Origin of the sequence: Acinetobacter sp. CFCC 10889, assembly GCF_003268395.1 — a bacterium.
GTDB lineage: Bacteria > Pseudomonadota > Gammaproteobacteria > Pseudomonadales > Moraxellaceae > Acinetobacter.
Map to the genome: position 1 here is coordinate 19,883 of NZ_LQXQ01000042.1, position 14,280 is coordinate 34,162.

General features: G+C 33.7%; 14 protein-coding genes, 2 pseudogenes and 1 riboswitch. Of the genes and pseudogenes, 10 read left to right on the forward strand and 6 right to left on the reverse strand.

All coding sequences use genetic code 11. The annotated features are described in order from the left end of the window. Positions 1 to 349: 349 nt before the first annotated feature. Together AVJ19_RS14915 and AVJ19_RS14920 are read right to left on the reverse strand one after the other, a co-directional pair. Positions 350 to 1,546, reverse strand: a complete 1,197-nt coding sequence (locus tag AVJ19_RS14915; RefSeq protein ID WP_111860453.1) for a helix-turn-helix transcriptional regulator — start codon at positions 1,544 to 1,546, stop codon at positions 350 to 352. A gap of 318 nt (positions 1,547 to 1,864) precedes the next feature. Beyond that, positions 1,865 to 3,589 (reverse strand): glutamine--tRNA ligase/YqeY domain fusion protein, encoded by a 1,725-nt coding sequence (locus tag AVJ19_RS14920; protein WP_111860465.1) that lies wholly within the window; start codon positions 3,587 to 3,589, stop codon positions 1,865 to 1,867. Between the two features lie 168 nt (positions 3,590 to 3,757). Here AVJ19_RS14920 and AVJ19_RS14925 point away from each other — a divergent pair, with 168 nt between their 5' ends. The 8 genes and pseudogenes from AVJ19_RS14925 (at position 3,758) to AVJ19_RS14960 (ending at position 8,649) form a co-directional block, all read left to right on the forward strand. Then, entirely contained in the window at positions 3,758 to 4,267 is a 510-nt protein-coding gene (locus AVJ19_RS14925) for a peptidylprolyl isomerase (RefSeq protein ID WP_111860454.1), read from the forward strand. A gap of 200 nt (positions 4,268 to 4,467) precedes the next feature. Then, a complete protein-coding gene (locus AVJ19_RS14930; RefSeq protein WP_111860455.1) occupies positions 4,468 to 5,082 on the forward strand; it encodes a DUF4303 domain-containing protein in 615 nt (204 codons plus the stop codon). 13 nt (positions 5,083 to 5,095) lie between these two features. Then, positions 5,096 to 5,816 (forward strand): annotated as a pseudogene (locus AVJ19_RS14935) (UDP-2,3-diacylglucosamine diphosphatase). A 55-nt stretch (positions 5,817 to 5,871) separates the two neighbouring features. Beyond that, entirely contained in the window at positions 5,872 to 6,555 is a 684-nt protein-coding gene (locus AVJ19_RS14940; RefSeq protein ID WP_111860456.1) for a hypothetical protein, read from the forward strand. A 219-nt stretch (positions 6,556 to 6,774) separates the two neighbouring features. Then, positions 6,775 to 7,464 (forward strand): hypothetical protein, encoded by a 690-nt coding sequence (locus tag AVJ19_RS14945; protein WP_111860457.1) that lies wholly within the window; start codon positions 6,775 to 6,777, stop codon positions 7,462 to 7,464. Positions 7,465 to 7,491: 27 nt separating this feature from the next. Continuing rightward, positions 7,492 to 7,664, forward strand: a pseudogene (locus tag AVJ19_RS22585) (UDP-2,3-diacylglucosamine diphosphatase); the annotation flags it as partial. 43 nt (positions 7,665 to 7,707) lie between these two features. Then, positions 7,708 to 8,139 carry a hypothetical protein gene (locus tag AVJ19_RS14955; RefSeq protein ID WP_111860458.1) on the forward strand — a complete coding sequence of 144 codons (432 nt, stop codon included), beginning with the start codon at positions 7,708 to 7,710 and terminating at the stop codon, positions 8,137 to 8,139. A 90-nt stretch (positions 8,140 to 8,229) separates the two neighbouring features. Continuing rightward, on the forward strand, positions 8,230 to 8,649 hold the full coding sequence (locus tag AVJ19_RS14960) for a hypothetical protein (RefSeq protein ID WP_111860459.1): 420 nt from the start codon (positions 8,230 to 8,232) through the stop codon (positions 8,647 to 8,649). A gap of 56 nt (positions 8,650 to 8,705) precedes the next feature. Here the strand turns inward: AVJ19_RS14960 and AVJ19_RS14965 are convergent, their stop codons facing one another. Together AVJ19_RS14965 and hpaI are read right to left on the reverse strand one after the other, a co-directional pair. Continuing rightward, positions 8,706 to 9,242: a hypothetical protein gene (locus AVJ19_RS14965; RefSeq protein WP_111860460.1), complete on the reverse strand. Its 537-nt coding sequence runs from the start codon at positions 9,240 to 9,242 to the stop codon at positions 8,706 to 8,708. A gap of 330 nt (positions 9,243 to 9,572) precedes the next feature. Continuing rightward, positions 9,573 to 10,367: a 4-hydroxy-2-oxoheptanedioate aldolase gene (hpaI, locus tag AVJ19_RS14970; RefSeq protein WP_416240586.1), complete on the reverse strand. Its 795-nt coding sequence runs from the start codon at positions 10,365 to 10,367 to the stop codon at positions 9,573 to 9,575. Positions 10,368 to 10,591: 224 nt separating this feature from the next. Between hpaI and nfsB the strand changes: the two genes are divergently transcribed. Both nfsB and AVJ19_RS14980 read left to right on the forward strand, forming a co-directional pair. Then, positions 10,592 to 11,245, forward strand: a complete 654-nt coding sequence (gene nfsB / locus AVJ19_RS14975) for an oxygen-insensitive NAD(P)H nitroreductase (protein WP_111860461.1) — start codon at positions 10,592 to 10,594, stop codon at positions 11,243 to 11,245. Between the two features lie 184 nt (positions 11,246 to 11,429). Next, on the forward strand, positions 11,430 to 12,149 hold the full coding sequence (locus AVJ19_RS14980) for an SDR family NAD(P)-dependent oxidoreductase (RefSeq protein ID WP_111860462.1): 720 nt from the start codon (positions 11,430 to 11,432) through the stop codon (positions 12,147 to 12,149). Between the two features lie 74 nt (positions 12,150 to 12,223). Here the strand turns inward: AVJ19_RS14980 and AVJ19_RS14985 are convergent, their stop codons facing one another. Next, a complete protein-coding gene (locus AVJ19_RS14985) occupies positions 12,224 to 13,468 on the reverse strand; it encodes a D-amino acid dehydrogenase (protein ID WP_111860463.1) in 1,245 nt (414 codons plus the stop codon). 140 nt (positions 13,469 to 13,608) lie between these two features. After that, positions 13,609 to 13,697, reverse strand: a riboswitch (glycine riboswitch). A 53-nt stretch (positions 13,698 to 13,750) separates the two neighbouring features. Beyond that, positions 13,751 to 13,888: a hypothetical protein gene (locus tag AVJ19_RS22075; protein WP_162626625.1), complete on the reverse strand. Its 138-nt coding sequence runs from the start codon at positions 13,886 to 13,888 to the stop codon at positions 13,751 to 13,753. Positions 13,889 to 14,280 lie beyond the last annotated feature (392 nt).

The following is a 14,280-nucleotide window of genomic DNA, read 5'->3' on the forward strand; positions in this document are numbered from 1 at the left end:
TCCCCAAACCGCCCTGAATATAAGGGGTATGCTAAAGAAAGGTAGAGAAAATGGACATCACCATTTAGGGATGATTTTAAGATTTATTTAAGCAATAATGGGTATTTTACAAATACAATGAATGAGAAAATCAAATGTATTCAAATCAAACTATTTTTATCTTGTAGCTAAAATAGCGCTTTTTTTCACCAAATACAATAAAAATTTACCATAAATTATATCTAAGTTCATATTAATCTGAGATATTTCAGCTTAAATAATAATTTCAAGTATTTACTCAATCATAGTAACTTATTTTGATACATACACATACTCCCCATTTGAGAGGGTACAGTAAAATTTATTGCTTTTATTTGTCTTTAAATTCAACACTGATTCTAATCAATGTTTTCATCAATTCAACTTGAGAATTACAATGCAATTTTATAAAAATATTTTTGATATATGTACGAATTGAAATCACTTTTAAATTTAAAGTTTGTGCAATTTTTTCTAAATTTTCACCGTTTAAAAAAAGCTCACACACATCTAACTCACGTTTAGTTAAATTAAACTGAGTGATTAAATAAGTACGAGGCAGCACATATTGCTGTGATTTTTTTAGATTTGGTATAACTGATAATTGATCAACCACATTAAAAGTTAACATCACTAAAGGGCGTATACCAAAAAATGATTTTTCCTTATCCGACGCCAATAGATTAATTGTAAACTCAATATTAATTTTTTTATTTTTTGTTACATGAAAAATGATATTTCTAAAATCATCAATATTGTTATGCTTATATCTAAAAGCCGCCTCTATTTTATATAGAATATTTAAAAACTTATTTCTTACTTCTTCAGGTAAAATAATTTCCTGATTAATATTTTGCACGATATTTTGAGTTTCAAAAAAATCTTTCATTTTTTGATTATAATGTACAATTTGCCCAGATAAACTAAGCAACACAATAGGTTGACTTAAATGATTAATCAAATTATAACCAACAATATTATCTATGGATAACTCATATAAATGTCGTTGTGCAATGATAATATTTCTTAAAGGCAATAATAATTGATCTAGAAATTCTAATTCCTGTTGGTTTAATGACTTTCTTTCCGTTGTTGTACTAATACTCCAAAAAATACAGAAACTTTCATCCCAAATGAGTTCTTTACTTGCCACATATCGTAAGCCAATTGGTAATAAAATATCTTGATAAAGTTCTGATTTTTTTACAAACTCATCCCTTATATGTATATGACACTGATACCAGCCTTTACGGTTTGGATCTAAAAATTTCTCCCATCGTGGATCTGCATCTATAGGGTATCTTAAATATTTTAATTCAGCATTTGCATAAACTTCAGGAGATAAGGGACCAACACCATGACTAAAAGAAATAATATTACGTTTAAAGTCTATTGCTTGAATATGAATATAAGAAGCATCTAAAATTGTAATTATTCTTTTTGAAAAATTTATCCAACCATCTTTTCTTAATGGAATTTCATCAATTAAGTCACGTAATTCTTCGTAATATTTTTCAAATAATTTCATTACATTTTATTTCTACAGCATCATCAGGCAAATATAATAGATCCTATCAATAATTACAATAACTATACACTACAATACATTCAACACACTCAATTATTTAAAATCACTTAAAAATATATTATTTAATTAACATTTAATAAAATATATAAAATCATCTTATATAAATTAATACCAAAATCAACACACTATTTTTAATTTGTGAATACCTAAAAATAGTTATTTTATATTTTTTTAAATTATGATTTTTCAATATGCTGTATAACAAAATTCGGACAAAAAAACCCTATCACATGGATAGGGCTGCTTATCTAGTATTAATTATTTCCCAGGTTTAAAGCTATCTTTTAGATCCAAGATACGGTTAAACACAGGTTTTTCACTTGTATGATCATATTGATCTGCAACAAAATAGCCTTCACGTTCAAACTGGAAACGATCTTCAGGATTTGCCTGTGCCAATGCAGGCTCAATTACTGCTTCAACAACGTTCAACGACTCAGGGTTCAAATGCTGTAAGAAATCATCATCTGCATCAGGTGCAGATTCATTGAATAAACGATCATAAACACGAACTTCTGCTTTCACGCCTTTTATCGCAGATACCCAATGAATGACACCTTTCACTTTACGCCCTTCAGGATTTTTACCCAAAGTTTCAGGATCGATTGAACATTTCAGCTCAATCACTTCGCCATTGGCATCTTTAATCACTTCATCGCACTTGATCACATAAGCATGACGTAAACGTACTTCACCCTCAGGAATCAAACGTTTAAAGCCTTTCGGTGCAATTTCTTCAAAGTCTTTACGGTCGATGTAAATTTCAGACGTTAACGGAATAATACGCTCGCCCATATCGACATTTGGATGACGTGAATGAGTTAAGTCCATATCTGCAGGCAGATTGGTCAATGTCACTTTGAGTGGATTCAGCACTGCCATACCACGCGCAGCGGTATTTTCCAAAGATTGACGAATACAGAACTCAAGCATTGCAACATCAACAATACTGCCATCGACTTTGGTTACACCCACACGCTTACAAAAATCACGTAAACCTTCAGGCGTGAAACCACGGCGACGCATACCGACAACGGTTGGCATACGTGGATCGTTCCAACCATTGACATGATTGCCTTCAACCAATTTACGTAATTTACGTTTAGAGGTAATAGTATAATCAATATTTAAACGTGAAGATTCATACTGACGTGGAACGCTTGGAGATTTCACTTTCTCAACCACCCAATCATAGAATGGGCGATGATCCACAAACTCCAATGTACACAGTGAGTGGGTAACACCTTCAATCGCATCAGACAATGGGTGCGCATAGTCATACATTGGATAAATTTTCCAAGTATCACCTGTTTGATGATGTTCAGAATGCAAAATGCGGTACATGATCGGATCACGCATATGGACATTTGGCGATGTCATATCAATTTTGGCACGTAAAACAGCCTGACCCTCAGCAAAAGTACCATCACGCATTTGTTCAAAACGTGCTAAGTTTTCTGCAACCGTTGCATCACGTTGTGGTGAGTTTTTACCCGGTTCGATGAAGTTACCACGGTTTAATTTTATTTCTTCAGGCGATTGTAAATCGACATAGGCATCACCTTGTTCGATCAGCTGAACTGCCCATGTGTACAATTGATCAAAATAGCTTGATGCATAACGTGTTTCGCCATTCCATTCAAAACCTAACCATTTCACATCGTTGGCAATACCATCGACATATTCTTGTTCTTCAGCATCAGGATTGGTATCGTCAAAACGCAAGTTACATAAACCATCAAATTCTTGCGCAATGCCAAAGTTCAAGCAAATCGCTTTGACATGTCCGATATGTAAATAACCGTTTGGCTCAGGTGGAAAACGTGTGACAACCGTTTTGGTGCGTCCTGCTTCTAAATCGTCAGTAATCACTTGACGCACAAAGTCCAAACCTGCCTGTTGTTCTTGCTGCGCAGCATCGACAGGTGCAGTATTGGTTGTCGGGTTCTTTGGCAGTTCTGAAACAACATCATTTGGCTTCATAGTTGATAAATCACTTCTATAAGTTAAAATAGGATAATAAAAACGCATTTCTGCGAATAGATACAAAAGAAATTCGCATTTTTGCTTGCCTTGTAGTTTACAGTTTGCTTATGCTTCTCTCAACCAAAAACCCATGGCTTTTTTGAGTCATGATCAGGAGATTATAGAATGAGTTTTCCTCAAGTCGAATTAAACACCAATAAAGGACGTATTGTTCTTGAACTAAATTCTGAAAAAGCGCCAAAAACTGTAGCTAACTTTTTAGAATACGTTCGTGATGGTTTCTATGACGGCGTAATTTTCCACCGTGTGATCGAAAACTTCATGGTACAAGGTGGTGGCATGGATGAAAACTTCAAAGAAAAAGCCACTCGCGATTCTATTGAAAATGAAGCGGACAACGGTTTAAGCAATGACATCGGTACGATTGCAATGGCACGTACTCAAGCACCTCACTCTGCGTCTGCACAGTTCTTCATCAACGTTGCAAATAACTCTTTCCTTAACCATTCAGGTAAAACTGCACAAGGTTGGGGTTATGCTGTATTTGGTAAAGTGACTGAAGGCTTAGACGTTGTCAATGCAATCAAAGGCGTTCGTACAGGTAACCGTGGTTATCACGCTGATGTACCTTTAGAAAATGTTGTGATTGAATCTGCAAAAATTATTGCTGAGTGATTTTTAAATTCTCCCTGAGTAGCACTGCTACGCAAGTCCTTTAATAAAGGAAGGAGTAAAAGCCTAAATATAAATGGGTGGAAAGTCCCTCTTTAGTAAAGAGGGACTTAGGGAGATTTTAAATCAAGGAGAATTTCTAAACTTTTACAGATGATGAACATTTCACAACACTATCCATATTCCTTGAAGAGATCATCACCATGCATTTTGATCGAGAAAAAATCAAAAAACAATTATTAGAATTCACCATTCAAGCTGTAGAAAAATTTTTAAAAGAACATCCTGAACTTGAGTTTTATGCATTCGCCTATGATTGTAATGCTGAATATGCAGAAGTCAATTTATGCTTAAATACACAAGATCAATTCAAAAAAACCTTACATCAATACCAATCAAATGAATTTTCAGACAATTATCAAACAATTGAACAAATCAATACTTTAAAGTTCAATACAGGTGATTGGAAATATCAATGTTTCGACACCATTTATATATTGGATGATCCACAACTGAATGATATTTATGGCGAACTCCCTGAAGATGATGGTCAATCATGGCATGAGTTTGTCGAAAGTCTTATGCTACTCTTCAGTGAATCTTTACTTGAATTTACCCAAACTGATACATACAAAGCCATTCCAAAAACTCAGGATTTTATTGCCTATGCGATTGATCATGATGAGGACTTTAATGATGCAATTACGCGTATGTTTAGCCTAACTAGCCATACTTTTGTTGATGCTCCGCTCAAATATGCTGAACTCAATGATAAATTTAAAATGTATACTTCAATCACACCCAATGATGCGGATTAATTAAGCTCCAAATATGACCCATCTATTCATCGCCGATTTACATTTGTCACCCGATCATCCTCGACTCGTTCAAGGGTTTTTAGCTTTATTGCAACAATATCAACAGCAACATACCCAACTGTATATTTTAGGTGATTGGTTTAATGCTTGGATTGGTGATGATTATACTGCCCCATGGCTTGATGAAATTATTCAACATTTAAAACAATTTACCGATGCAGGCAATCAAATTTATTTTCAGGTGGGCAACCGTGATTTTGCTTTAGGTCAAAAATTTCTCAATCAATTTGGCGGTAAGCTTCTTCCTGAAACTTATACTTTAAATATTGATAATCAAACATTTAGAATCGAACATGGTGATGCACTGTGTACAGATGATGTGTCTTATCAACGCTTCCGTAAAATTATTCGTAACCCCATTATTTTAGGGCTAATTAAAAGCACCCCTTTGAGCTTTAGACAAAAACTTGCCAATGGTTTTCGTAAAAAAAAGTCGTGCAGCCAATCAAACCAAAAGCTATGCGATAATGGATGTCAATCAACAGGCGATTGAGCGTGCTTTAAATGATGTAGATGTATTGATTCATGGACATACTCATCGTCCTGAAATCCATGATGTACATGGAAAAAAACGGATTGTGTTGGGCGATTGGCGTGCGGATCAGGCGCAAATTTTAGAGATAAATGAAAATAATTTCTCAATGGGGCTTTCTTTAAAAGTATGGAACTATTAAGATCAGTATAATAATTCACCAACACTATTAACCAATCATTTTAATTTTGATAACAATGTATAAATATATTTTTTTAATATCGCTTTTTCTGTGCATAAGTTCTGTACAGGCGCAATCGACAGAAGATCATAAAAAACTTGTGGCGATGTTTAAACCTGATGTACTGAAATTGGATTTTTCAGATGGTTTGAGCTTGTCAGCTATGGCTTTAATTACGTCAAAAAATGGTTATTATAAACTCTATTTTGATGACAATATTGATACGACACTCTCCATTCCACAATTGAACACTCAAATCAACTCATTGGATTTATTTAACCAATATATCAAAAAGTTTAATTTAAAATATAAATTTGAAAGAGATGATATCCTCAGAATCTACAAAGATGAAAATTATAGATCAACTACACCTTATTCAGTGAGCAGTATGTTTTTTGTAGGCCATGAAAAGTATGGCTGTTATGAAAAAAGCACTGCCATCATCGATCAATTTAATATGAAATTATTTTCGCAGGATTCAGCAGATCGGGGAATCAATCGATATGGTCTGAATGCTCTCTTACTCAATGCTGCTTTTAATAAAATGCGGATTAATTTTAACTGTATTATGCAAGACAGCGGTCCCGAGTTCCTGCAACTGACGGTGACAGGCTTTAATTATCCTGAAATCATGGATTTATCATTATTACTGGAAGACGAGATACAGAAAATACAACTTCCTGATCAGCATTCAAAATAATGAATAATGATGTGTATTTGCAAAATCGGATACAAATCGCATTTAAACATGGATTGTGGCCGTTTATAAACTTTATGTTGACAGTAAAATCAGCATTTTTACAGGGTTGAATCCCTCCACTGCCATCTCAAAATGATCTCAAATAGCATTTCTACTTGATTTTAAATCATATTTTGCTCAATTAACGTTCATCTATAATTCATAAAATGACTTTTCAATATGACAAATTTTATTGCTAAAATTTTCTGTACCACGATTTTATTGTGCAGTCACAATGTTGTATTTGCTCAAACACCGCAAATTAAAACCGTTACACCTAAAGTACAACACACTTCCATTGGTACCGCCTTAGAATACTCACCTTTTTCCTTCGACTTTCAAAATATCGAAACTGGTAGAACAGCACAGCTTATTGAATCGGTTCGCCCCATGGACATTGTGTTCGCTCCAGGTGTTGATTTAAAGCTGACAAGTCCAATTCGCATTGAAAAGAAAAGCTTATTTGATATTTTGAATACCGTATTAAAACCGCATCAACTTACGATTCGAATACTTGATCGGGATTTATTTTGGATTGAGCATCGCAACAAAGCAAATGTCACGCTCACGTTTGCCTGTGATCAACAAAGTTTACCTTCTATGCAAAGCCAATTGTGTCCACAGAAAACCATTTCAATACTTAAACAACTCAATGCTCAACATATTCAACATGATCTTTCAGACGGTGCTGAAGAGCATTTGGGTAAAGGAGACCGCATTCGAGGTCAAATTAACCATCAACAAGTGCAAATTTATTGCATGGATCAGTCACAAAAGGTTTCTGCCAGAATCATTGTGGTCGGTCAGGATAAAAATAAAGTAAAACATACTTTTAATCAGATCAGCCAAGCCTATAAGCAGCAACAATGATTTGGATTTATTGGATGGATTTGGTGACTTAATGATGTAGATGTATTGATTCATGGGCATACTCATCGTCCTGAAATCCATGATGTACATGGCAAAAAACGTATTGTGTTGGGCGATTGGCATGAAAAACTTCTGAAGCAATGATTTTAGAAGTCAATGAGAATGAGGAGTCAAGTTTATTGAAATGGATTATTCCGTAATAGATAATATGTTTATATTTGAAAGACTAAGACTTATTAAATTATGAATGAAGAACTTAGAAATATTATTAAACAATTAAGAAATATAGATCAAGAAAAAAGGTGTGAATGGCTAATCTCTACATATCCACCTGATAATGAAAACTATTATTTTGCCTTTCAAATTATTCCTCATTTTTCATGGTCTAAAAAAGATCGAGCTATTCTCATGCAAAATTATCTAAAAAAATTGTCTTTTGCATCAGAAAAGCCTTATCTAATTTTTCTCAAAATAATGCCTTTAAATGAATTCCTAACTTTACTTAAAGCTATACTATTGAAATCAGAAACAAAAGATTTAGACCTTTTGAAATATCATTTAAATCGTGAATTTACATATAATGAAAATATTAAAAATAATGAGCAAAATAAGCAGCTAAGCGATAATTTCATATTATTTCTAAATGAATATTGCAAAATAAATAAGATAAAATAATTGAATAGTTGCTTAAAATTCACCCTTACTTTTTTAGTATCGGCTCCGATCTTTGCTATGATTGATACACTATTTTATCTTGAGTTCTGTATGTCCAACTTTAGCAATATTACCGTCATTGAACATGAAAATGACAAAGTCGCATTATTGATTGATGGTCAAGCCATTTCAGAACGCTATGATATTCATCACGAAAAAAGTATTATTGATGAATTAAAAGCCTTGGAAGATGGCAAAGCACTCAAACTATTTGAACAATTTATTTTTTCACATACGGATTTAAACATCGAACACAGCTATTTATATAGCACCTGTATTGTGAAACAAAATGATGCTTACCAAGTCGCACGCAACTTTGTTTATCGCCTGACTATTTCAGATCAAGCACCAGCTGAGCATGTCATTACCAATCAAGGCAAAGCGATGACACCTGAAGATATCAAGAAATTTATTGAAGATCATGTTGAAATGTCTTTGACCAAATACACTGATCTTAAATACGCTTATTAAACGAAAAAGCCTTAATTATTTATTAATTAAGGCTTTTTACATAAACTAAGAGAACTTTATAGTTTATTTTTATCATCACCAAGTCTTGCAAATTGCGCCTCCATATCATTAAAAGCATCCGTGAAACCAGTTAAAGAAATTTTATTCTCAATTTGTTGATTTTTTGATTGCTGAAAACGTGTAAATGCAAAATTACCACGCTTCATTTGTCCAATTAAACTATTGCCGTTACGAAATAGCCCTTCACGTTCTTGTAAAGTATCTGCTTGATCTATACGAATATAAGCTTGACTATTTTTTTCATGTTTTTCACCAATATTGACAATATATTGGTTATTTAAATGCAAAATAGAAATCGGTCCCTTACTCATCACACATGCTTTCATATCATCAAAAGCTTTGTATTGACATTTAATTTTCCAACTTGCTCGCCCCAATAACTTATTTTCCATGGCAGAAATTGTATCAGTTTTAGACTGACTCCCCACCTTAGTAATCAGTGTAGATAACTGATCATCTGCTTGTGCTGAACATGCCAAACCAATAGCAGATGCAGATAAGACCAACCCCAATTGCAAAATATTTTTAAACATAAATCCATCTCTGTTAAATTATTGCTGAAATACGCTATAAAACAGCAATTTATAATAATAAATAAATTCGGTTGCACTATACCCGAAAATAGGTATTTTTCACACTTTTATCAAAAATAAACTTAAATAACAAGCAACTAACAGAAATTATTTTGCATAATACAATGTCCCCACATAGTATTATAAAACCATATTATAAATTGTTATTTTATTTAACATTTATTGCAATATAGTGTGCGATTTATCACATAAAATCAAGATAATTTATTGCTTTATATGCATTTTCAATCGAATTTTCAAATGCATATAAACGTTTTTAATCATAATTTATTAATAACCATTTGATTTATTATGTCTTTTATAGTCTTTTTTATATTCTCCTAATAGCTCACCTAATGCATTCATCAACACACTGGTATCCACGCCAACAGCTACAAATTCAGTGCCTAAATCTATATACTTCTGTGTTGCTTCATGTTTCGTTGACAAAATACCTGCTGCTTTTCCTGCTGCACGAATACGTTGAATTGCATCTATTACAGCTTTTTGCACGTCAGGATGATTTGGATCACCTTGATAACCCATTGTTGCAGATAAGTCGACAGCACCAATAAATACCCCATCAATTCCATCTACTTTTAAAATTTCATCCAAATGCGCCAACCCCTCTACCGATTCGATCTGAATCAATAAACAAATATTTTCATGTGCAGTTGCATAATAATCAGGGAGTGTATTCCAACGTGTTGCTCGAGCCAAAGCTGCACCAACACCACGAATACCTTCTGGTGGATAACGCACCGCTTTCACCATCAGTTCAGCCTGTTCCACACTCTCTACCATCGGAATTAATAAAGTCTGTGCACCAATATCTAACAATTGTTTAATTAACTGCACACTACCTATCGGTGGTCTTACCACAGCTTGAGAAGAATATGCCGCTATACTTTGTAATTGTGACAATGTCGTTCTAAGATCGCTTGGCGCATGCTCCCCATCAATCAATAACCAATCGTAACCAACATTTGCAGCTATTTCAGTACCATAAGCATCTGCTAAACCTATCCACAAACCAATTTGCTGTTGGGTTTTTAATCTTTTTTTGAAATGGTTCGTATAATCAATCATATACTTCTCTCGCTTACCATAAATACCGATCTCTTGAGTATTAAACGCTGATTCAATAAAAGTACCAATATCGATTTCATATCGCATCATTTATGAAATGTCTTAATGCAAAATATCGTACAAGTTTGAAAAGAAAAGTTATAAATCAGCATAAAATTCTTCATCCATTTACATGATGTTTAAAGTAAAATCGATCATTATCGATTTACGGAATTATATGTATGGATTTGCTCAATGTTTCTAAAAAGCGTTATGCGACTAAAGCTTACGATGCTAGCCAAAAAATTCCTCAGGAACAATTTGAACGTTTATTAGAAATTTTACGTTTAACACCGTCTTCAATTAACATCCAACCTTGGCATTTTTTTATCGCAGATAATCAGACCGCCAAAGAACGTATTGCCAAAGCATTGGTTGGAAAATATGCTTATAACGCACCCAAAGTTTTAGATTCATCTCACACCATTTTATTTTGCACTAAAGCAGATATTTCTGAACAGCATCTTGAAAAGCTACTCCACCAAGATGATCACAGTGGTCGTTTCAAAGATGATCAAGCTAAGCAAGGTCAAAAAGATAGCCGCACAGGTTATGTGAATTACTACCGTAATGAAAAAGGAGATATTCAACGTTGGGCGGAAAATCAAACTTTTATTGCATTGGGTCAAACTTTACTTGCAGCTGGCATCGAAGGCATTGATGCCACACCGATTGGTGGTTTTGATGAAACAATCATCACAGAAGAACTTGGTTTAGCTGAAAAAGGTTTAATCCCTTCTGTTTTACTAACTTTAGGTTATCATAGTGACCATGATTTCAATGCAAAATTACCAAAATCTCGCCTAAATAAAGAAGATCTTTTTACCAAACTTTAATTTAAAAACAGTTTCGAGTAAGAGAATTTATATTCTCTTACTCGGTTATTGGTATATAAATTACTTTATTCTTAAATCATAAAATCATTTCATTTATTTAAGCGTTTAATCTTTGTATATTTCATTGACCTCAAGTTCACTAGAGCTATTAGCATGATGATTCTCATTTTTTGGACTGAAAAATATGTCTCATCTTTCTCGAAATTTTTTGATTTTTGGTGTAAGTAAAGGCTTAGGAAAAGCGATTTTAGATGCAGTTCCCCAAACTCATGATCGTGTTTTTGGAGTATCAAGAACCCCTCCCCAAAGCAAACAAAACGTACAATGGATAGAAGCTGATTTATCAAATGTATACGAAGCTATTGCTCATATTGAAAATACAATTCACCAAGAAAGAATTGATGTGCTGATTTATAATGTCGGTCTATGGGAACAAAAAGCCTTTAGTAATGATTATGATTTTAAAAATATCTCACGTAATGAAATTCAAAACATGCTGAATGTTAATCTGCATAGTTGTATTTTATCTCTACAAACATTTATGGATAATCTAAAGCGATCAAATAATGCAAAAGTGATTTTAATTGGTTCAACTTGGGGGCTCGATAATCATAATGGTAAAGAATTAATTTTTTCAGCAAGCAAATATGCTTTACGAGGCATAGCTCAATCATTAAGAGAAATACTACGGGAATATCAAATTGGAGTAAGTGTTTTAAACTTAGGCTATTTGGCAACCGATTTTGATATTGAAGTTCCTGTTACAGAAATACTGAAAGCCACTGATCATCAACTAATCCCACTCGCAGATGTCATTGCAGCAATAAATTTTATTATTTCAACAAGTGCTGCAAGCTGTGTGAAAGAAATCACCATGCCTGCTATGGCAGATCGTAATATTTAGAATGGAATATGTACAAGTCTGATAACTCAAAACTTGTACAACTCATTCAACTGATATAAATCCTTGTTTTTATTTTATATAGGATGAGCTCTCGCAATTTCTTGGCTAATCATCACCGCAGTCGCTGCCGATAATGTCCAACCTAAATGCCCATGTCCTGTATTGTAAAATACTCGTTCACGCTTACCACGTTTTACTACAGGCATCATATTGGGCATCATTGGACGTAAACCCGCCCAAGGGACACAATGTTCCGTAGATATTTGAAAATTTTTATTTACCCAATCAGTCAATGGTTGAATGCGATCTAAACGAATATCACGGTTATAACCATTAAATTCAGCAGTTCCTGCAATACGTAAACGATCTTTTCCTAATCTTGAAGTCACAATTTTTGCACTTTCATCAAGCAAACTGACCCATGGTGCGCTTTTTTGGCTTTGCTCATCCTCTAACTGCACAGTGATCGAATAACCTTTAACAGGATACACATTCACTCGATCACCCAATTTTTGTGCTAATTGATAACTTCCTACACCACCACAGACCACGACAGCATCAGCACAAATTTGCTCTAAGGCAACATGCTCTTGCTGCATATTTTCCATACTTGGATGGTATTGAATATAAATACCCTTATCATTTTGCTCAACATTCACAACCTCCATGCCAAACAAATAATTCACCCCATATTTTTCCGATGCTTTAGCCAAACCCATGGTAAATTTATGAATATCCCCTGTCGCATCATCAGGACAATAAAATCCACCATAATATTGTCCTGTCAAACTTGGCTCTATTTGTGTAATTTCTTCAGGTGTAATTGCATAACGTTTTAAGCCACCGCTACAGAGTAAATCATTTACGGATGTTGCAACTTTATAATCAGATTCATTATGATAAAAATGTAAAATACCACGTTTTTCTAAATCAAATTGAATATTTTCCTGCTCTGCGATCGCAAATAAGCGCTCCCTTGCCAACAACGCAATCCGAACCGTTTCTTTGGTATTTTCTTGATAATGTTTAATATTTCCTAAAAACTCAACCAACCAAGCATATTTATGTAGATCAAATGAGGGGTTGAGTAATAATGGTGCATTTTTTTTAGACATCCATTTGATGCCTTTTAGCACTGTAGATTTTTGATTCCACACTTCCGCATTACACGCAGATAATTGACCACCATTGGCAAAAGAGGTCTCCATTGCAGGAAATAAATGTTTATCAATCACTGTGACTGCATAACCCAACTGAGCCAATTCATAGGCTGTTGTCACACCTGTAATCCCTGAACCAATCACCACAATACGACTCATACGCACACTCCTGTGAAATATGCAATTTCAAGTATGCCTCATCTGTCATTTGTACCTGAGAGCTTCGGAGATTACACAAGACTTTGTATAAAATCCTTCCCCTTCGGTGAGCCATTTTACATGACTACTCTCCAGATTGTGTTATTATTACAGTCCTTTTGCCTGAGAGATTCCGAGGTCGTTGCTCCTTCGGCGAGTCTACAGAAGACTTCTCTCCTGCAATAATATTTCTTATTCTCTAGCAATCACTATGCCATTTTAGTAAAAAAATACAAGTACTGATTAATGCTTTGGCGTATATGCACCACTGATAAAACATCCAGTAATACCTGCAATAAAACAACTTTCTACAATATTTGAATGATCAAGGAGATACAAAACGACAGCCAATGTACATGCTGTGATTAAACCAATAAGCATACTACCTACCTTTTCTTGCTGAATATCTCGGCGTATACGTGGTGAAATAATCAAAGCATATTTTTTTATTATTTCGGATATAGTAATGATTAATGATAGGCAGTTTTACTGCAACGAAATGGACATAAAATAATGCAAAGATAAAGGAGAAAAATGAATTTAAAATAACAATATTTCCTATCCTAAAATAAAAAAGAATTATAAATAATAAACTTATAAGAAAAGACAATAATAAATGTGCCAAATAAGAAATTAAATTCATATTTTATCATTTTTGATTTTTTCAGTTAAATAAGTATAGCTATTTTAAATACTGCCTCAAATATTTATCACATTCTTTTTTAAATATTTCTTTTCTCCAACCAATAAAAAACACCCCCAACAATAAAGTT